This window comes from Rathayibacter sp. VKM Ac-2929, assembly GCF_022815495.1.
Lineage (GTDB): Bacteria > Actinomycetota > Actinomycetes > Actinomycetales > Microbacteriaceae > Rathayibacter > Rathayibacter festucae.
In genome coordinates this window covers 450,506-467,850 of record NZ_JALGRV010000005.1, presented here as the reverse complement: position 1 = coordinate 467,850, position 17,345 = coordinate 450,506, and the positions used below count along the sequence as shown (strand labels likewise).

The following is a 17,345-nucleotide window of genomic DNA, read 5'->3' as shown; positions in this document are numbered from 1 at the left end:
AGCCGTGAACAATACGGGGGTGTTTCAGATGCGTTTCGCGACCTGATCGTTACTTTTCGTCGTCGGAGCGCTCTCCCGCGACGCGATCCGCAGGTCCGGCCGTCACGCGTCGCCTCCGGCGCTCGGCCGAGACGAGGTCCACTGAGAAGATCGCCAGGGCCGCCCAGACGAGCGCGAAGCCGATCCAGCGCTCCGGCGGCATCTCCTCGTGCAGGAGGAAGGCGCCGACGACGAACTGCAGCACCGGCGTCAGGTACTGGATGAAGCCGACGATCGAGAGCGGCAGCCGCCGGGCGGCGCCCGCGAAGAGCAGCAGCGGCACCGCGGTGACGATGCCGGCCGAGGCGAGGATGAGCGCGTGCCCCGTGCCCTCCGTCGCCAGCGTCAGCCCGACGGTCGAGCCGACGACCAGCAGCTGCACGATCGCGAGCGGCGTGAGCCAGAGCGTCTCGAGCGTGAGACCGCTGACCGCGTCCATCCGGCCGCCGACCCGGCTCTTCACCAGGCCGTAGAGGCCGAAGGAGAAGGCGAGCGCCAGCGAGACCCAGGGGAAGGAGCCGTAGCCGACGGCGATCACGAGGACGGCGACGGCGCTGATCGCCATCGCGATCCACTGCGCCCGCCGCAGCCGCTCGCGCAGCACGATCACGCCGAGCAGCACCGTGACGAGCGGGTTCATGAAGTAGCCGAGCGCCGCCTCGATCACGTGGCCGGTGGTCGTCGCGATGACGTAGACCTGCCAGTTGATGTAGATCAGCACGCCGGCGATCGCCATCACGCCGAGCAGCCGCGGCTCGCGGAAGAGCGCCGCGAAGCCGCGCCAGCTGCGCGTCACCGTCAGCAGGAGCAGGCAGAAGACCAGCGAGAAGAGCACGCGCAGCGCGACGATCTCGAACGGCGAGGCGGGGGCCATCGCGATGAAGTAGAGCGGCATCGCGCCCCAGAGCAGGTAGGCGGCGAAGCCGAACCAGAGGCCGGTCGACGACAGCGCGCCGCCGGCGCCCTTCACGGGCAGGGCCTCGACGCCCTCGCCGGCCGCGGCGTCGCCCGTCGTCGGCGAGGCGGGTTCGGCGGGGAGGCGGGAGGCGGGCACCCGTCCGATGCTACGCAGGGCCGGCGCCCGCGGACCGCCCGGAACGGTCACCGGACGTCAGGATCAGGCCACCGGTCGCGAAGAGGACCGGGCGCACGACGAAGGGCCCGGCGACTCGCGTCGCCGGGCCCACTGCGCTGAAAGACGAAGGGCCCGGCGACTGTCGTCGCCGGGCCCTTCGGGGATCCGTCTCTAGCGGACCACGACCGCGAGGACGTCGCGGGCGGAGAGGACCAGCAGGTCGTCCCCACCGAACTTGACCTCGGTTCCGCCGTACTTGGAGTAGATGACCTTGTCACCGACGGCCACGTCGAGCGGGACGCGGTTGCCGTTGTCGTCGATGCGGCCGGGGCCGACGGCGACGACTTCGCCCTCCTGGGGCTTCTCCTTGGCGGTGTCGGGGATGACGAGACCGGAAGCAGTGACCTGCTCGGCCTCGACCTGCTTGATGACGATGCGATCTTCGAGCGGCTTGATGGACACCGACACGGTTGACCTCTTTCTTGACGACGACGGGGGCGGAGCGCCGCCGTTGGCAGACACGCTCCGAGAGTGCTAGCTCCACTGTAGAGGCTCCGCTGGCACTCGTGCAATCAGAGTGCCAGGCAGGCGCGCCGCGTCGGGCGGAGGGCGTGGCCTAGCATGGCCGGATGCAACGCGCCGAGCTGGTCGAGCTCCTCTCCCCCGAGGGCCTCCGGCTCCTCGACTCGCTCGACGGCTACCGCGCGGACGACCTGGTGCGCGCCGTCGCGGCGCTCCGCTCCGCCGGCCACTCCCCCGGCCTGGTGTCGGCCGTGCTGACCCAGGCGCGGCTGCGGGCGAAGGCGACCGGGAAGTTCGGCGAGTTCGCCCGGTCGATGCTCTTCACGGACGCCGGACTCGAGCAGGCGACCCGCCTCCGGGTCGCCGCGCTGCACGCCGGCCGCTTCTCCTCCGCCGGGCTCACCCGCATCGCCGACCTCGGCAGCGGCATCGGCGGCGACGCCCTCGCGATGGCGGCCATCGACCTCGAGGTGACCGCGGTGGACGCGGACGAGATCACCGCGACCCTGGCCAGCTTCAACCTCGCCCCGTTCCCCTCCGCACAGGCCGTGCACGCCGACGCCGAGGCGTTCGACCTGGACGGCTTCGACGCCGTCTACCTCGATCCGGCCCGCCGCACCGCCGGCCACCGCGAGACCCGGCGCCTCGACGATCCGGACGACTACTCCCCCTCGCTCGACTTCGCCTTCGGCCTCGCCGAGGCGCGGCCCGTGGGCGTGAAGCTCGGGCCGGGCTTCGACCGCGAGCGGATCCCCGCTGACGCGGAGGCGCAGTGGGTGTCGGTGGACGGCGAGCTCGTCGAGACGGGCCTGTGGTTCGGTCCGCTGGCGCGGCCGGGCGTCCGCCGGTCCGCGCTCCTGCTCTCGGCGACCGGCGCCGTGGAGCTCACCGCACCGGCCGACAGCGACGACGAGGAGGTGGGCGACCTCGGCGCGTTCGTGCACGAGCCGGACGGGTCCGCCATCCGCGCGCGCCTGCTCGGCGAGCTGGCCCGCACCAGCGGCTCGCGGATGCTCTCGCCCGGCATCGCCTACCTCACGGGCGACGAGCCGTCCGCGTCGCCGTTCCTGCGGAGCTTCCGCGTGCTCGCGGAGCTGCCCCTGGACGAGCGCACCCTCGCGCGCGAGCTGCGCGCCCGCGGCATCGGCGTCCTGGAGATCAAGAAGCGCGGCGTCGACGTCGACCCCGCGCGCTTCCGCAGGAAGCTCGGCCTGGCCGGGCGGGGCAGCGCCGTCCTGATCCTCACCAGGATCCAGGGGCGCCACCGCGCCCTGCTCGCCGAGCGCGTCTCCTGAGACCGGGCGCCGGCGCTCAGTAGCCGGAGGAGGAGGTCGCAGCGTCGAGGGCGACCACGAAGATCACGATCGTGACGGCGAGGTAGATCAGCGAGACCACGACGCCGGCGATGCCGGTGATGATCGCGGTCAGCGCGAAGCCGCGTGCTCCCGGCTCGCGACGGCGGCCGAGGAAGCCGAGCACGATCGCGGGCGCGGACAGGATGAAGCCGAAGCCCCAGCCGAAGATCGAGATGACCAGGCCGACGATGCCGAGGATCATGCCGGTGAGGCTCAGGGTCTTGGGCACCGTCGTGGGTGCCGGGACGTAGGCGTACTGCGGCGGCGCGGCGCTCGGGGCCGGCGGGAGCGGCGTCCCGTACGCGGGCGGCGGGGTGTCCTGGGCACCCTGTCCCGGTGCCGTCGGGGTGCCGCCCGAGTACGCGGGCGGGGCCGGGGGCGCCGGAGTGCCACCGGAGTGCACGGGCGGGGCCGGGGGCGCCGGCGGCACGGGGGGAGCAGGGGGGACGGGAGGGCCCTGTCGGTCGTCGGACCCGGGCCGGCTGCTGTCGCTCATGCCTCGAAGTCTAGAACGAGGCCGCCGACCGGCTCAGGCCGGGAGGTAGCCGTCCGTCCGGAGTCCGCCGACGAAGGCCGAGTAGGCGAGAGCGCCGACCAGCAGCAGCACGAGCGCGAGGTAGCCGAGGAGGAAGCCGGCGATCGCGAGTCCGCGGCCGCGCTGCCCCGAGCGGCGCGCCTGCGCGAAGCCGACGTGCCCGAGGACGATCGCGGCGGGCGCGAGCCCGAGGATGCCGCAGATCAGGGCGGCGACGGCGAGGCCGTTCAGCGGCGGGCGCGGTGCGGGAGCGCCGGGATGCGCGGCGCCGTCGAAGGCCTCCGGGCCGCCAGGGGCTCCGGAGGGAACGGCCTCCCCGGTCCAGCCGGACGCGGCACCGCCGGCCGCCGGCGGCGGAGCGGAGGCGGGGGACGGTGCTCCGGAGGGCGGCGCGTACCGCGGCGGCGGGGGCGGCACCGACCCCGGTGCCGGATCGCCGGTGGACTCGTCGTTCACGTCGCCCTCCTCGAGCGCTCCGCCGTCCCCGCCGTGCAGGGCGGGGCGGAGTGGATCAGTAGTTCGTCGTGCCCGCGATGCCTGCGAGGGAGAACAGGGTGACGAACAGGACGATGTAGACGATGATCGCGACGAAGCCGATCACGACGGCGGCGATCGCGAGTCCGCGGCCCTTCTCTCCGGTCCGCTTGATCTGCGAGAGAGCGATGAAGCCCAGGACGATTCCCACGATCGCGATGAAGAACGAGGCGATGAAGCCGATGATCGCCAGGATGTTGTAGCGGTCGGACGCGGGCGTGTACGGAGCGGTCATGGAAGATCCCCCTTGATCAGGAACGAGTGGATGCGCTCAGAGTGGCAGCGTCCCCGGAGGGCTGTCAAAACCCTGGACGGCGCTTGTGACGCGAGACGGCACTGCGGTAGAGCGCCTAGCGCACCTGGATCTCGGTGACGGGCAGCGTGGAATCGGCGCCGAAGGAGAGGCTCGAGGGCGCGTGCCCCGCCTCGATCAGCTGCGCGCCGAGCGCCGCGATCATCGCGCCGTTGTCGGTGCAGAGCGAGAGCGGGGGGATCCGCAGCGCGATGCCCGCCGCCGCGCAGCGCTCCTCGGCGAGCTCGCGGACCCGCGCGTTGGCGACCACTCCCCCGCCCAGCAGCAGCCGGGGCACCTCCCGGTCGACGCAGGCCGCGATCGCCTTGGTCAGCAGCACGTCCGCGACCGCCTCGCGGAAGCTCGCGGCGACGTCGGCGACCGGCACCTCCTCGCCCGCGTCCTGGCGCTTCTCCACCCAGCGCGCGACGGCGGTCTTCAGCCCCGAGAAGGAGAAGTCGTAGCGGTGCTTCTCCCTGTCCTTCGGGAGGGTGAGGCCGCGGGGGAAGCGGATGGCCCGCGGATCGCCGTCGGCGGCGACGCGGTCGATCTGCGGGCCGCCGGGGTAGGGCAGGCCGAGCACGCGGGCGACCTTGTCGAACGCCTCACCGGCCGCGTCGTCGATCGTCTCGCCGAGCAGCTCGACGTCGGAGACGAGATCGCGCACGTGCAGGAGCGAGGTGTGCCCGCCCGAGACGAGCAGCGCGATGGTCGGCACCTCGACCGGGCCGCCCTCGCCGCCGTCGGCGCGCAGGACGTCGGCGCCGACGTGCCCGACGAGGTGGTTGACCGCGTAGAGCGGCTTCCCGAGCGAGACCGCCAGCGCCTTGGCCGCGCCGACGCCGACCATCAGCGCCCCGGAGAGCCCGGGGCCGCTGGTGACCGCGATCGCGTCCAGCTCCTGCAGCGTGACGCCGGCCTCGGCGAGCGCCGTCCGCAGCGTCGGCTCGAGCGCCTCGAGGTGCGCGCGGGCGGCGACCTCGGGCACGACGCCGCCGTAGCGGGCGTGCTCCTCCATCGACGAGGCGATGGTGTTGGCGAGGAGCGTCGTGCCGCGGACGATGCCGATCCCGGTCTCGTCGCAGCTGGTCTCGATGCCGAGGACGATCGGACCGGCGGTCATGGCGACTCCTGTCGAGGGGCGGCGATCGGCGCGCGCATCACGAGCGCGTCGACGTTGTCGGGCTGGTAGTAGGCGGGGCGGACCCCGATCTCCTCGAAGCCCTCCGAGCGGTAGAGCGACTGGGCGGCCGGGTTGTCGGCACGGACCTCGAGGAAGACCTCGCGGGCACCGCGCTCGGCGGCGATGGCGACGAGGGCGCGCAGGAGGCGCCTGCCGAGTCCGGTGCGGCGCGCGGAGGCGAGCACCGCGATGGTCTGCACGTCGCCCTCGTGCGCGCCGACCGGGCAGAGCAGCCCGGCGTAGCCGACCAGCTCGCCCGCGTCCTCGGCGACCAGGTAGCGGGTGTGCCGGCTGCGGATCTCCTCGCGCATCATGGTGCGGGACCAGGCGTCGCTGGTGAACTCGGACTCCTCGATCGCCATGATCGCGTCGAGGTCGTGGACGGTGGCGTCGCGCAGCTCCGCGCTCACGCGGTGACCCGCTTGGGACCGGCGGAGAGCGTGACGTCGGGCGAGCGGAGGTAGAGCGGCTCGTCCGCCGCGGGGGCGCGACCGGCCGCGCGGGTGAGCGCGGCCACCACGCCCAGCTCGGCGGCGGACACCGTCTCCGCCTCGAGGCGGGGCAGCTCGGGGAAGGGCAGCGCGGGCGGCTTGTCGAGGCCGGGTCCGGCGGTGCGGACGGGCAGGCCCTGCTCGTCGAGGCCGGCGTAGGCGCTCCAGTAGAGCTCGCGGCGGCGCGCGTCGGTGACGACGAGGAAACCGTCCGCACGGCCGTGGCGCAGCGCGCCGAGTGCGACCGCGTCGTGCGAGACGACCGGGAGGGTGGGCACGCCGCGGCCGAACGCGAAGGCGCGGGCGGCGGCGATGCCGACCCGGAGTCCGGTGAAGGGGCCGGGGCCCATGCCGACGGCGACGGCCTCGATCGCGTCCGGGCCGATGCCGGCCGCCTCGAGGGCCTCCTCGATCAGCCGGCCGACGACCTCGGCGTGCCGCATGGTGTCGGTCTCGGTGCGCTCGGCCCGGACCGCCCCGTCGGCGCCGACGACGGCGACGGAGGTTCCGGAGGAGGTGTCGATCGCGAGCAGCACCCTGACAGGGTACCCGCGGGCGACGGGGCACCGGCCGAGGAGCCCGCGGCGCTCCGCAGCTGCTCGGTGGATCTCGATACGCCCTCTCCGAGGGCTGCTCGATCAGCACGGCCGGCGGACCTCTCCGACGGCTGTCCGGTCAGCAGGCGGACCATGCTGGTCGAGCAGCCGCGCAGCGGCGTCTCGAGACCCGCCGTCAGCAGAGCGGTCAGCGCCAGCCGGTGCCGCGGAAGCGCACCGTGCGCGGCTCGATCGGCTCCTCGCCGTCCTCCGCGTCGGAGCCGCCGGTCGGGCGCTCCAGGACGACGTCGAGCCACGAGTCCGCCACGCCGTCGAGCAGACCGGCGCCCCACTCGACCACGACGACCGAGTGCTCGAGGTCGAGGTCGAGGTCGTCCAGCTCCACCGCGGAGCCGACGCGGTAGGCGTCCACGTGCACGAGCGGCGGGCCGCCGTGCAGCGGCGGGTGCGTCCGCGCGATCACGAAGGTCGGGCTGGTCACCGGCCCGCGCACCCCGAGCCCCTCGCCGAGCCCGCGGGTGAAGGTCGTCTTGCCCGCCCCGAGCGGCCCGGTCAGCACCAGCAGGTCGCCGGCGCGCAGCACCCGGCCGAGGGAGCGGCCGAGCTCCTCCATCGCCTCCGGATCCGCGATCTCGACGGTGCGGTCGGCGAACCAGTCCCGCTCAGGCACGGACGCCTCCCGCAGAGCCGCCGACCGTCCTCCGTGGAACGCGGTGCCCGACCCGGGTGACGAGCTCGTAGTTGATGGTGCCGCACCAGCGCGCCCACTCGTCGACCGACGGGACCCCGGTGGTCGGGTCGCCCCAGAGCGTCACCGGGTCGCCGACCACGACGGGAGCATCCCCGACGTCGACGACGAACTGGTCCATCGCCACCCGCCCGGCGATGCGGTGCCGGCGCCCACCGATCGACACCTCGGCGACACCGGAGGCGGCGCGCGGGATCCCGTCGGCGTAGCCGAACGGCACCAGCGCGAGCGTCGTCTCGCCGGACGCGCGGTAGGCGTAGTCGTAGCTGACGCCCGTCCCCGCGGGCACTCGCCGCACTCCGGCCACCCGCCCCTGCAGGGTCATCGCCGGCACCAGGCCGAGCCCGAGGGACGTCTCGTCGTCGAACGGCGAGAGCCCGTACACGCCGATCCCGGTGCGCACCTGGTCGAGCCGCGCCTCCGGCAGGCGGAGCGCCGCGGCCGTCGCGGCCAGGTGCACCAGCGGCGCCGGCGTGCCGTGCGCGCGCAGCACCTCCTCCGCGCGGCGCAGCAGCGCGAGCTGCGCGAGGTCCTCCTCGCGCGAGGTGTTGGAGAGGTGCGAGAACAGCCCGGTGAGCTGCAGCGAGCCGCGCGCCGCGTGCTGCACGAGGGACTGCGCGAGCGGCACCCACTCCGCCTCCGCCGCCCCGTTGCGGCTGAGTCCGGTGTCGACCTTGAGCTGCACCGCCCCGCGCACGCCGCGGTCCTCGGCGGCCTGCGCGAGCCGGTCGAGCTGACCGACCGAGGAGACGGCGACCTCGATCCCGTGCTCGAGGGCGGTGTCGAAGTCCTGCTCGGGGTCGTGCAGCCAGCAGAGCACCGGCGCCAGGATCCCGGCCTCGCGGAGCGCGACCGCCTCGTCGAGATCGGCCGTGCCGAGCGCGTCCGCGCCGCCGGCGAGCGCCGCCTGCGCGACGGCGAGCGCGCCGTGCCCGTAGGCGTTCGCCTTGACGACCGCCATCAGCCGGGGCGCGGACGTCAGCTCCCGGAGCCGCGCCGTGTTCGCCGCGACGGCGTCCAGATCGATCAGCGCCTCGCGGAAGGCCAGCGGCGCGATCACGACTCGGCCACCACGAACGCGCAGGCGACCCCGGCGTCGTGGCTCATCGAGAGGTGCACCCGCGCGATCCCGCGCGACTCCGCCGCCGCGCGCGCCGCGCCGTGCAGGACGAAGGACGGATTCCCGTGCTCGTCCCGCTCGACCACCATGTCGTGCCAGCGCGCGCCGGCGGAGTCGCCCAGCGCCTTGATCAGCGCCTCCTTCGCCGCGAACCGTCCCGCCAGCGAGGGCGTCGGCAGGTCGCGTTCGCTCTCGGCGAACAGCCGCTCGCGGAGCCGGGGCGTGCGGGAGATCGCCCGCTCGAAGCGCGCGAGATCCACCACGTCCACGCCGATCCCGACGATCACGGCAGGGTCACTCGACCGTGACCGACTTGGCGAGGTTGCGCGGCTGGTCGACGTCGAGGCCCTTGGCCGAGGCGAGCTCCATCGCGAACATCTGCAGCGGCGTCACGGCGAGCAGCGGCTCGAACAGCGGGTCGGCCAGCGGGATCGGCACGACCTCGTCGGCGATCTGGATCGCGGCCGCGTCGCCCTGCTCGGCGATCGCGATCACCCGTGCCCCGCGCGCCTTGATCTCCTGGATGTTCGAGATCACCTTGCGCTGCAGCTCGTAGGACTCGCTCGGGCTCGGCACGATCACGAAGACGACCTGACCCGGCTCGATCAGCGCGATCGGCCCGTGCTTGAGCTCGCCCGCAGCGAAGCCCTCGGCGTGGATGTAGGCGAGCTCCTTGAGCTTGAGCGCGCCCTCGAGCGCCACCGGGTAGCCGACGTGGCGGCCGAGGAAGAGCACCGCGCGGGTGTCCGCCATCCAGCCCGCGAGCTGCGCGATCGCCTCGGAGGCGTCGAGCACCCGCGAGAGCTTCTCCGGGATCGCGGCGAGCTGCGCGGCCTGCGAGGCGATCAGCTCGGGCGTGGCCGCCCCGCGCACCGCGGCCAGGTGCAGGCCGAAGAGGTAGAGCGCCGCGATCTGCGCGACGAACGCCTTGGTCGAGGCGACCGCGACCTCCGGGCCGGCGTGGGTGTAGAGCACGGCGTCGGACTCGCGCGGGATCGTCGCCCCCTGCGTGTTGCAGACGGAGAGCGTCTTCGCGCCCTTCTCGCGGGCGTACTTGACGGCCATCAGCGTGTCCATGGTCTCGCCGGACTGGCTGATCGAGACGACCAGGGTGCGCGGGGTCAGCACCGGGTCGCGGTAGCGGAACTCGTGGCTCAGCTCGACCTCGACGGGCACGCGCGCCCACTTCTCGATCGCGTACTTGGCGACCATGCCGGAGTAGGCGGCGGTGCCGCAGGCGATCACGGTGATGCGGTCGATGTCGGTGAGGGTCGCGTCGAGCGACGCGAGCTCCGGCAGCACGATCGCGCCGTCCTGGATGCGGCCGAGCAGCGTCTTGGCGACGGCCTCCGGGCCCTCGCTGATCTCCTTGGCCATGAAGCTCGACCAGCCGCCCTTCTCGGAGGCGGAGGCGTCCCAGGCGATCTCGAACGGCTCGGTCTCGACGGGGTTTCCGAAGAAGTCGGTGACGGTCACCTCGTCCGGCGTGATGGTGACGATCTGGTCCTGCCCGATCGCGACCGCGCGGCGGGTGAACTCGACGAACGCGGCGACGTCGGAGCCGAGGAAGTTCTCGCCGTCGCCGAGGCCGATCACGAGCGGCGAGTTGCGGCGCGCGCCGACGACGACGCCGGGCTGGTCCTGGTGCAGCGCGAGCAGCGTGAAGGCGCCCTCGAGGCGCGCGACGACGGCCTGGAACGCGAGCACGAGATCGCCGGTGCGGCGGTGCTCGCGGGCGATCAGGTGCGCGGCGACCTCGGTGTCGGTCTCGCTCTCGAAGACCGCGCCCTCGGCGAGCAACTCCTCCTTGAGGGGCTGGAAGTTCTCGATGATGCCGTTGTGGATGACCGCGAGGCGCCCGTCGTCCGCGAGGTGCGGGTGCGCGTTGCGGTCGGTCGGGCCGCCGTGGGTCGCCCAGCGGGTGTGCCCGATGCCGGTGGTGCCCTGCGCGATCGGGTGCGCCTCGAGGTCGTCGACGAGGACGCTGAGCTTGCCGGAGCGCTTGCGGCTGTCGATCCGGCCGTCGGCGTCGATCACGGCCACACCGGCGGAGTCGTACCCGCGGTACTCCAGTCGCTTCAGTCCCCCGAGCAGCACGGCCAGGCTGTCGCGCGCGCCGACGTATCCAACGATTCCACACATGCGCTCGATCCTAATCGCGCGCGGGGGCGCTCCTGCGGCGACGGGGCCGAGCCGCGACGGCCGCTAGGATCGTGCAGATGTCCTCGTCAGCTCGCGAACCCGGGCGCGAGGCGCACCCCTCCCCGTTCGTCGAGATCGTCCGCTCCGACTGGGCCGAGCTCGCCCGCAGCACCGAGCTGCCGCTGAGCGAGACCGAGGTCGTGCAGCTGCGCGGGCTGGGCGACCGGCTGAGCCTCACCGAGGTCGCCGAGGTGTACCTCCCGCTGTCCCGGCTGCTCACCCTCTACGCCGGCGGCGCGCGCCAGCTGCACCGGGCGACGAGCACCTTCCTCGGCGAGCGCGCGCAGCCCACCCCGTTCGTGATCGGCGTGGCCGGCTCGGTCGCGGTCGGCAAGTCGACCATCGCCCGCCTGCTCCGCGAGCTGCTCGCCCGCTGGGACGACACCCCGCGCGTCGAGCTCGTGACGACCGACGGCTTCCTCCTGCCCAACAGCGAGCTGGAGCGGCGCGGGCTGATGAGCCGCAAGGGCTTCCCGGAGTCGTACGACCGCCGCGCGCTACTGCGCTTCGTCTCGGAGGTGAAGGGCGGGGCGGCCGAGGTGCGCGCTCCGTTCTACTCGCACCTCTCCTACGACATCGTCCGCGACGCCGAGATCGTGGTGCGGCGGCCCGACGTGCTGATCGTCGAGGGACTGAACGTCCTGCAGCCGCCCGCGCCCGGGCACGGCCTCGCGGTCAGCGATCTCTTCGACTTCACGGTCTACGTCGACGCGCGGACGAGCGACATCGCGCGCTGGTACGAGGAGCGGTTCCTCGCGCTGCAGCAGGGCGCCTTCGCGAGCCCGAACTCCTACTTCCACCGCTACGCCTCGCTGACGCCCGACGAGGCGCGCGAGCGGGCCCGCAGTATCTGGTCCTCGATCAACGAGCCGAACCTGCTGCAGAACGTGCGGCCCACGCGCTCGCGCGCGAGCCTCGTCCTGCGCAAGCAGGCCGACCACACCGTCTCCTCGGTGCTCCTCCGCAAGATCTGACGCGGAGTCCCGGCCGCTGACGCGCCGACGACGGCAGGTCTCGATACGCGCCTCCGGCGCTACTCGACCAGCATGGGAGGCGGCAGGTCTCGATGCGCGCCTCCGGCGCTGCTCGACCAGCACGCGGCGAGCAGGCCGAGTCATGCCGTGCCTCGCCCGGCGAGCAGGCGGAATCATGCTGATCGAGCAGCCCCGCAGGGGCGTCTCGAGATCCCCGGGCCAGCGGCGGGCGAGGACGCTAGACCGCGACGCGCAGCTGCTCGAGCACGACGGCCGCGAGGGACTCGGCCAGCCGGTCGGCGGTCTCCTTGGTGGAGGCCTCGACCATGACCCGCACCATCGGCTCGGTGCCCGAGGGTCGGAGCAGCACGCGCCCGCCGGTGCCGAGCTCGCGCTCCGCCTCGGCGATGGCGGCCGCGATGACGGCGTCGTCGTGCACGCCCTCGCGGTCGACGCCGCGGACGTTGACGAGCGTCTGCGGGAACACCCGCATCACCGAGGCGAGCTCGGCGAGCGACTTGCCGGTCCGCGCCACCTCGGCCGCGATCTGCAGCCCGGTGAGGACGCCGTCGCCGGTCGTCGCGAAGCGGCTCATGATGACGTGACCGGACTGCTCGCCACCGAGCGAGTAGCCGCCGTCGTTCATCGCCTCGAGCACGTAGCGGTCGCCCACGCCGGTCTCGATCACGCGGATGCCGGCGTCGGCCATCGCGGTCTTGAGGCCGAGATTGCTCATCACCGTGGCGACGAGCACGTTGTCGCGGAGGACGCCGCGACGGGCCATCGAGGTCGCGAGGATCGCCATGATCTGGTCGCCGTCGACGACGCGCCCCTCGGCGTCGACCGCGAGGCAGCGGTCCGCATCGCCGTCGTGCGCGATGCCGAGATCGGCGCCCGCCTCGCGGACCGCCTCGGCGACGTGGTCGAGGTGGGTCGAGCCCACCCCGTCGTTGATGTTGATGCCGTCCGGATCGTTGCCGATCACGGTGACGGTCGCGCCGGCGTCGGTGAAGACCTCCGGCGAGATGCCCGCGGCGGCGCCGTGCGCGCAGTCGATGACCACGTGCAGTCCGTCCAGGCGGGTGCTGCCGAGCGAGCCGAGCAGGTGGAGGACGTAGCGGTCCTCGGCGTCGGCGAAGCGGCGGATGCGGCCCACGTCGGGGCCGAGCGGCGTGAGCGGCGGGACGCCGAGAGCCGCCTCGATGCGGTTCTCGAGCTCGTCCGGGAGCTTGCGGCCGCCGGCCGCGAAGAACTTGATGCCGTTGTCGGCGGCGGGGTTGTGCGACGCCGAGATCATCACGCCGAAGTCGGCGCTCTCGTCGGCGATGAGGTAGGCGGCGGCGGGCGTGGGGATCACTCCCGCGTCCAGCACGTCGACGCCGGCGCTCGCGAGGCCGGCCGCGACGGCGGCACCGATGAACTGGCCCGAGATCCGAGGATCGCGGGCCAGGACGGCGAGGGGCCGACGGCCCTCCGCCCGGGCGGCCGCACCGAGTACACGGGCGGCCGCCTGGGCGAGGCCGAGGGCCAGGTCGGCCGTGACGTCGCGATTCGCGAGGCCACGGACGCCATCTGTTCCGAACAGGCGCGGCATGATGCCAGTCCCCTTCTGAAGCTGCTGATCGGCGGCCACGGGGGCCGCAGCGACTAGCGCTTCGAGAACTGGGACGCCTTGCGGGCCTTCTTGAGACCGGCCTTCTTGCGCTCGATGACGCGAGCGTCGCGGGTGAGGAAGCCGGCCTTCTTCAGAATGGCGCGGTTGTTCTCGCGGTCGATCTCGTTCAGCGCACGCGCGATCGCGAGGCGGAGCGCGCCGGCCTGGCCGGAGGGGCCGCCGCCGGTGATCTTCGCGACCACGTCGTACGAGCCGAGGAGGTCGAGGACCTTGAACGGGTCGTTGATCAGCTGCTGGTGCAGCTTGTTGGGGAAGTACTCCGCGAACTCGCGGGCGTTCACGGTCAGGCTGCCGGAGCCCGGGACCAGGCGCACGCGGGCGATGGCCTGCTTGCGACGGCCCACGGCTGCGCCGGAGACGTTGAGGACGGCGCGGGGCGTCGAGGACGCCTCGGTGGCCGGGCTTTCGGTGGAGTAGCTCTCGGGAGCCACGTCGATCTGGTCTGCGATCTTCGCCACGGTGTAGGTGATCCTTTGTCTTCGAAGTCTGGGGTGTCGGGGAGGGCCGGAGCCTACTGGGCGACCTGGGTGAAGGCGTACGCCTTGGGCTGCTGAGCCGCGTGAGGGTGCTCGGTGCCCGTGTAGACCTTCAGCTTGCGCAGCTGCGCACGACCGAGGGAGTTCTTGGGGAGCATTCCGCGGATGGCCTTCTCGACGGCGTGGATCGGGTTCTTCTCGAGGAGCTCGGCGTACGTGGTGGCCGTGAGGCCGCCCGGGTAGCCGGAGTGGCGGTACGCCTTCTTCTGGAGGAGCTTCTGGCCGGTGAGGGCCACCTTCTCGGCGTTGACGATGATGACGAAGTCGCCCATGTCCATGTGCGGCGCGAACGTCGGCTTGTGCTTGCCGCGCAGGAGCGCAGCGGCGTGGGTGGCCAGACGGCCGAGCACGACGTCGGACGCGTCGATGACGATCCAGTCGTGCTGGACGTCAGCCGGCTTCGGAGAAAAAGTGCGAGTCACGTGAGTGCTGCTTTCTGATCGGAGTGAGGAGTTCGTGAATCCCGCTCCGTGGCCGTTCGACCCGCGAGGGGGCCGAACCGATCCGGTGGAGGGCTCAACTTCGGGTGCCGGCACGCGGCCGAGAACACCAAGGGTCGACAGTACAGCAATCCGCATCGGAGCGGAAGCTCACGGGCTCGCCGCCGCGCTCCCCCGCGCGGTCCGGGTCAGGAGTCGTCCTGTCCCAGCGCGGCCAGGACCTCGGTCGCCAGCTCCTCGAGCGGGGCCTGGCCGCCGACGTAGGAGCGGAGCGAGAGCAGCCGGTCCCCGGCCAGCACGACGACCGTGGCGGCCGGGTCGACCGCCGGGTCGCCGGCGCGGAAGAAGGCGGCGTCGCCCAGCCCGCTCGGCTCGACGGGGGCCTCGGACTCCTGCGCGGTGACGTCGGCCGTGGTGGCGCCGGTGGCCGTCTGCAGGACGAGCGCGGCGGGGTTGCCTGCCATCGCCCAGGCGCAGCCCGAGCCCTGGTCCGAGGCGGTGACGAAGCCCTCGGGCAGCTCGAGGGCCGCCTCGATCGCCGTCACCGGCAGCACCGCGGCGCAGTCGAGGACCTCGACCGTCGCACCGGCGGTCGGCTCGGCCGCGGGAGTGGTCGGCACCGCGGTGGGCACGGCGGTCGGCGCGGTGGTGTCCACCGCGGCGGCGGGCGCCCGGTCCGGCACGTCGATCGCCGACGACGAGCAGCCGGCCAGCAGCAGCGCCGCCGGCAGGACGAGCGCGGCGACGAGCGCGCTCCCGCGGTGGTTCCTGCGGATCACTCGTCGTCCTCCCCCTGGGCGTCCCCGCCGGGCAGGGTGCGCTTCACCCGGGTGAGCACCGCCCGCTCGGCCAGTTCCGAGTCCTCAGGGTAATCGACCTCGCGCAGGATGAGGCCGCGCGCCGGCATGACCGCGAAGGCGTTCGTGCGGCGGGCGGCGTCGCGCAGCAGCGGGAGCTCGCCCGCCTCCAGCTTGCCGATCCCCACGGCCACGCAGGAGCCGACGAGGGCGCGCACCATGCTGTGGCAGAAGGCGTCGGCGCGCAGGTGGGCGTGCAGCACGCCGTCCTCGTCCCGCTCCCAGGTGAAGTCGAGGAGGCTGCGGATGGTGGTGGCTCCGACGCGCGCGCGGCAGAACGAGGCGTAGTCGTGCAGGCCGAGCAGCGACTCGGCCGCCTGCGCCATCACGCCCTCGTCGACCGCCTCGTTGATCCAGGTCGTGAAGCCGCGCTCGAGCGGCCGCCGCAGCGAGGTGCGATCGGCGAGCCGGTACTCGTAGCGCCGCCAGCGCGCGGAGAAGCGCGCGTCGAAGCCCTCGGGCGCCCGGGTCACCCGGTGCACGGACAGGTCCGAGTACTGACCGAGGATGCCCTGGAGCTTGCGCTGGAGCACGACCTCGGGCGCGACCTTCTCGGTGCCGGCCCGCGGGCTGCCGTTCAGGCGCGACCACTGCTGGGGCGTGAGGTCCAGGTGCGCCACCTGCGCGCTCGCGTGCACGCCGGCGTCGGTGCGGCCCGCGACGGTGACCACCGTCCGCTCCTCCGAGCGCAGCAGCACGCCGAGCGCGTCCTCGAGGACGCCCTGCACCGTGCGGAGGCCGGGCTGGAGCGCCCAGCCCGCGAAGTGGGTGCCGTCGTAGGCCAGATCGAGGCGGACGCGGTGGAGCACCCGACGAGTCTAGGTCGTCCGCCGGGCCGTTCCGGGTCGCCGGATCAGCCGGCCGAGAGCCGGACGCCGAGCGAGTCGAAGACGGCCACCGCCCAGTCGGCGAGGACGTCCTGGTCCCCGACGAAGGACTCGACGTGCAGCTCGTAGCCGCCCGCCAGGACGGCCAGCTGGGACGGCGTCGCCGCCGAGCCCTCGAGCCGGTAGGCCGCCTCCCCCAGCGGAGCCGGCACGGCGCCGACGGCCTCCCCCGCACCGGCGAACGTCTCCGCGAGCCGCGCGGACCCGACGCTGACGAGGACCGCGGACGGATTTCCGGCGATGCCGTAGGAGCAGGAGTCCTCCGCCTGGACGAGCACGGCCGTTCCGGCGGGCAGTCCGACCGCCGTCTCGACCGCCGAGGCGGGCAGTGCCGCGGAGCAGTCGAGGGCGGGAGCCGACGGCGCGACGGTCGCAGCGGTCGCGCTGGGCACGGACTCGGGGGCGGCGATCGCGCTCGGCGCCGTCGTGCGCGCCGACTCCGGCACGTCGACGACCCCGGTGGAGGAGCAGCCCGCCAGCAGGGCCGTAGCGGCGAGGAGCAGGACCGCATGGTGCGCGCGCACGGAACTCCTCCTGCTGGCCGACGAGGACGGGGGTCCGGGTACCGGACGCATCCCGACCCTCTGTCGGGACGATCCCGCCATCGTAAGCGACGTTCCGCGCCACCGAGCACTCAGGAGTGCCACGGCCGGGAACGACGAGAGCCCCCCGTCCCCGAGGGGGCGGAGGGCTCTCGAGACGTGCTCGGGACTACTTGGTCTCGGCGGTCGTCTCGACCGGGGCGTCCTCGACGGGCGCGTCCTGGACGGTCGCGTCGGCCTCGGTCGCGTCGGCGACGGGCGCCTCCTCGACAGTGGCGTCCTCGGCGGGGGCGTCCGCGACGACGGTCTCGTCCTCGACCGGAGCCGAGACGGGAGCGGCGCCGGTGCGCGACTTCTTGACCTTCGGCGTCACGGGCTCGAGGACGAGCTCGATGACCGCCATCGGGGCGTTGTCGCCCTTGCGGGGACCGATCTTCGTGATGCGGGTGTAGCCGCCCTCACGCTCGGCGACGAGCGGCGCGATCTCGGTGAAGAGCTCGTGCACGACGCTCTTGTCGCCGATGGTCGCGAGGACGCGGCGGCGGGCGTGCAGGTCGCCGCGCTTCGCGAACGTCACCAGACGCTCGGCGAGGGGACGCAGGCGCTTGGCCTTGGTCTCGGTCGTCTTGATGCTCTTGTGCGTGAACAGGGCCGCGGCCAGGTTCGCGAGCAGCAGACGCTCGTGTGCGGGACCGCCTCCGAGGCGGGGGCCCTTCGTGGGCTTGGGCATGGCTTTACTCCAGTACTAAAGGGGTGTCAGAAGGTCGAACGCCGGAGCGGA

General features: G+C 73.3%; 21 protein-coding genes. 2 read left to right on the top strand and 19 right to left on the bottom strand.

From position 1 onward, the window contains the following. Positions 1–49 precede the first annotated feature (49 nt). Together rarD and groES are read right to left on the bottom strand one after the other, a co-directional pair. The gene (gene rarD / locus MT355_RS18080; protein WP_132436095.1) at positions 50–1,015 is read right to left on the bottom strand and encodes an EamA family transporter RarD; all 966 of its coding nucleotides are present in this window, start codon (positions 1,013–1,015) and stop codon (positions 50–52) included. A gap of 270 nt (positions 1,016–1,285) precedes the next feature. Next, positions 1,286–1,582, bottom strand: a complete 297-nt coding sequence (gene groES, locus MT355_RS18075; protein ID WP_068251574.1) for a co-chaperone GroES — start codon at positions 1,580–1,582, stop codon at positions 1,286–1,288. Positions 1,583–1,743: 161 nt separating this feature from the next. Here groES and MT355_RS18070 point away from each other — a divergent pair, with 161 nt between their 5' ends. Then, the gene (locus MT355_RS18070; protein WP_243600569.1) at positions 1,744–2,931 is read left to right on the top strand and encodes a class I SAM-dependent methyltransferase; all 1,188 of its coding nucleotides are present in this window, start codon (positions 1,744–1,746) and stop codon (positions 2,929–2,931) included. 16 nt (positions 2,932–2,947) lie between these two features. Here the strand turns inward: MT355_RS18070 and MT355_RS18065 are convergent, their stop codons facing one another. From MT355_RS18065 to glmS, 10 genes are all read right to left on the bottom strand, one after another. Beyond that, on the bottom strand, positions 2,948–3,487 hold the full coding sequence (locus MT355_RS18065) for a DUF4190 domain-containing protein (protein WP_185020489.1): 540 nt from the start codon (positions 3,485–3,487) through the stop codon (positions 2,948–2,950). 33 nt (positions 3,488–3,520) lie between these two features. After that, positions 3,521–3,982, bottom strand: a complete 462-nt coding sequence (locus tag MT355_RS21685) for a DUF4190 domain-containing protein (protein ID WP_243600568.1) — start codon at positions 3,980–3,982, stop codon at positions 3,521–3,523. A gap of 55 nt (positions 3,983–4,037) precedes the next feature. Further along, positions 4,038–4,295, bottom strand: a complete 258-nt coding sequence (locus MT355_RS18055; RefSeq protein ID WP_123735045.1) for a DUF4190 domain-containing protein — start codon at positions 4,293–4,295, stop codon at positions 4,038–4,040. 115 nt (positions 4,296–4,410) lie between these two features. Continuing rightward, entirely contained in the window at positions 4,411–5,475 is a 1,065-nt protein-coding gene (gene tsaD / locus MT355_RS18050) for a tRNA (adenosine(37)-N6)-threonylcarbamoyltransferase complex transferase subunit TsaD (RefSeq protein WP_243600567.1), read from the bottom strand. Further along, on the bottom strand, positions 5,472–5,945 hold the full coding sequence (gene rimI, locus MT355_RS18045) for a ribosomal protein S18-alanine N-acetyltransferase (RefSeq protein ID WP_132436025.1): 474 nt from the start codon (positions 5,943–5,945) through the stop codon (positions 5,472–5,474). Before rimI ends, tsaD begins: the two co-directional genes overlap by 4 nt. Continuing rightward, positions 5,942–6,562, bottom strand: coding sequence for a tRNA (adenosine(37)-N6)-threonylcarbamoyltransferase complex dimerization subunit type 1 TsaB (tsaB, locus tag MT355_RS18040; RefSeq protein WP_243600566.1), 621 nt, complete (start codon positions 6,560–6,562; stop codon positions 5,942–5,944). Before tsaB ends, rimI begins: the two co-directional genes overlap by 4 nt. A gap of 208 nt (positions 6,563–6,770) precedes the next feature. Further along, positions 6,771–7,196 (bottom strand): tRNA (adenosine(37)-N6)-threonylcarbamoyltransferase complex ATPase subunit type 1 TsaE, encoded by a 426-nt coding sequence (gene tsaE / locus MT355_RS18035; RefSeq protein WP_243600611.1) that lies wholly within the window; start codon positions 7,194–7,196, stop codon positions 6,771–6,773. A gap of 49 nt (positions 7,197–7,245) precedes the next feature. After that, on the bottom strand, positions 7,246–8,391 hold the full coding sequence (gene alr, locus MT355_RS18030) for an alanine racemase (protein WP_243600565.1): 1,146 nt from the start codon (positions 8,389–8,391) through the stop codon (positions 7,246–7,248). Then, positions 8,388–8,738 carry a holo-ACP synthase gene (locus MT355_RS18025; protein ID WP_243600564.1) on the bottom strand — a complete coding sequence of 117 codons (351 nt, stop codon included), beginning with the start codon at positions 8,736–8,738 and terminating at the stop codon, positions 8,388–8,390. Before MT355_RS18025 ends, alr begins: the two co-directional genes overlap by 4 nt. Positions 8,739–8,745: 7 nt before the next feature. Next, the gene (glmS, locus tag MT355_RS18020) at positions 8,746–10,593 is read right to left on the bottom strand and encodes a glutamine--fructose-6-phosphate transaminase (isomerizing) (RefSeq protein WP_123702134.1); all 1,848 of its coding nucleotides are present in this window, start codon (positions 10,591–10,593) and stop codon (positions 8,746–8,748) included. Positions 10,594–10,670: 77 nt separating this feature from the next. On the opposite strand from glmS, the gene coaA reads away from it, so the two are divergent. Continuing rightward, on the top strand, positions 10,671–11,627 hold the full coding sequence (gene coaA, locus MT355_RS18015) for a type I pantothenate kinase (RefSeq protein ID WP_123445076.1): 957 nt from the start codon (positions 10,671–10,673) through the stop codon (positions 11,625–11,627). A gap of 238 nt (positions 11,628–11,865) precedes the next feature. Here the strand turns inward: coaA and glmM are convergent, their stop codons facing one another. From glmM to rplQ, 7 genes are all read right to left on the bottom strand, one after another. Beyond that, on the bottom strand, positions 11,866–13,221 hold the full coding sequence (gene glmM / locus MT355_RS18010; RefSeq protein ID WP_243600563.1) for a phosphoglucosamine mutase: 1,356 nt from the start codon (positions 13,219–13,221) through the stop codon (positions 11,866–11,868). A 53-nt stretch (positions 13,222–13,274) separates the two neighbouring features. After that, positions 13,275–13,760 (bottom strand): 30S ribosomal protein S9, encoded by a 486-nt coding sequence (gene rpsI, locus MT355_RS18005; protein WP_123445075.1) that lies wholly within the window; start codon positions 13,758–13,760, stop codon positions 13,275–13,277. A 53-nt stretch (positions 13,761–13,813) separates the two neighbouring features. Next, entirely contained in the window at positions 13,814–14,260 is a 447-nt protein-coding gene (rplM, locus tag MT355_RS18000; protein WP_243600562.1) for a 50S ribosomal protein L13, read from the bottom strand. Between the two features lie 206 nt (positions 14,261–14,466). After that, positions 14,467–15,057, bottom strand: a complete 591-nt coding sequence (locus tag MT355_RS17995) for a hypothetical protein (RefSeq protein WP_243600561.1) — start codon at positions 15,055–15,057, stop codon at positions 14,467–14,469. Continuing rightward, positions 15,054–15,944, bottom strand: a complete 891-nt coding sequence (locus tag MT355_RS17990; RefSeq protein ID WP_243582569.1) for a tRNA pseudouridine(38-40) synthase TruA — start codon at positions 15,942–15,944, stop codon at positions 15,054–15,056. The genes MT355_RS17995 and MT355_RS17990 overlap by 4 nt, the downstream gene beginning before the upstream one ends. A gap of 44 nt (positions 15,945–15,988) precedes the next feature. Continuing rightward, complete coding sequence (locus MT355_RS17985; RefSeq protein ID WP_243600560.1) at positions 15,989–16,546, bottom strand: hypothetical protein; 558 nt, start codon at positions 16,544–16,546, stop codon at positions 15,989–15,991. 187 nt (positions 16,547–16,733) lie between these two features. Further along, positions 16,734–17,294 carry a 50S ribosomal protein L17 gene (gene rplQ, locus MT355_RS17980; RefSeq protein ID WP_243600559.1) on the bottom strand — a complete coding sequence of 187 codons (561 nt, stop codon included), beginning with the start codon at positions 17,292–17,294 and terminating at the stop codon, positions 16,734–16,736. Positions 17,295–17,345 lie beyond the last annotated feature (51 nt).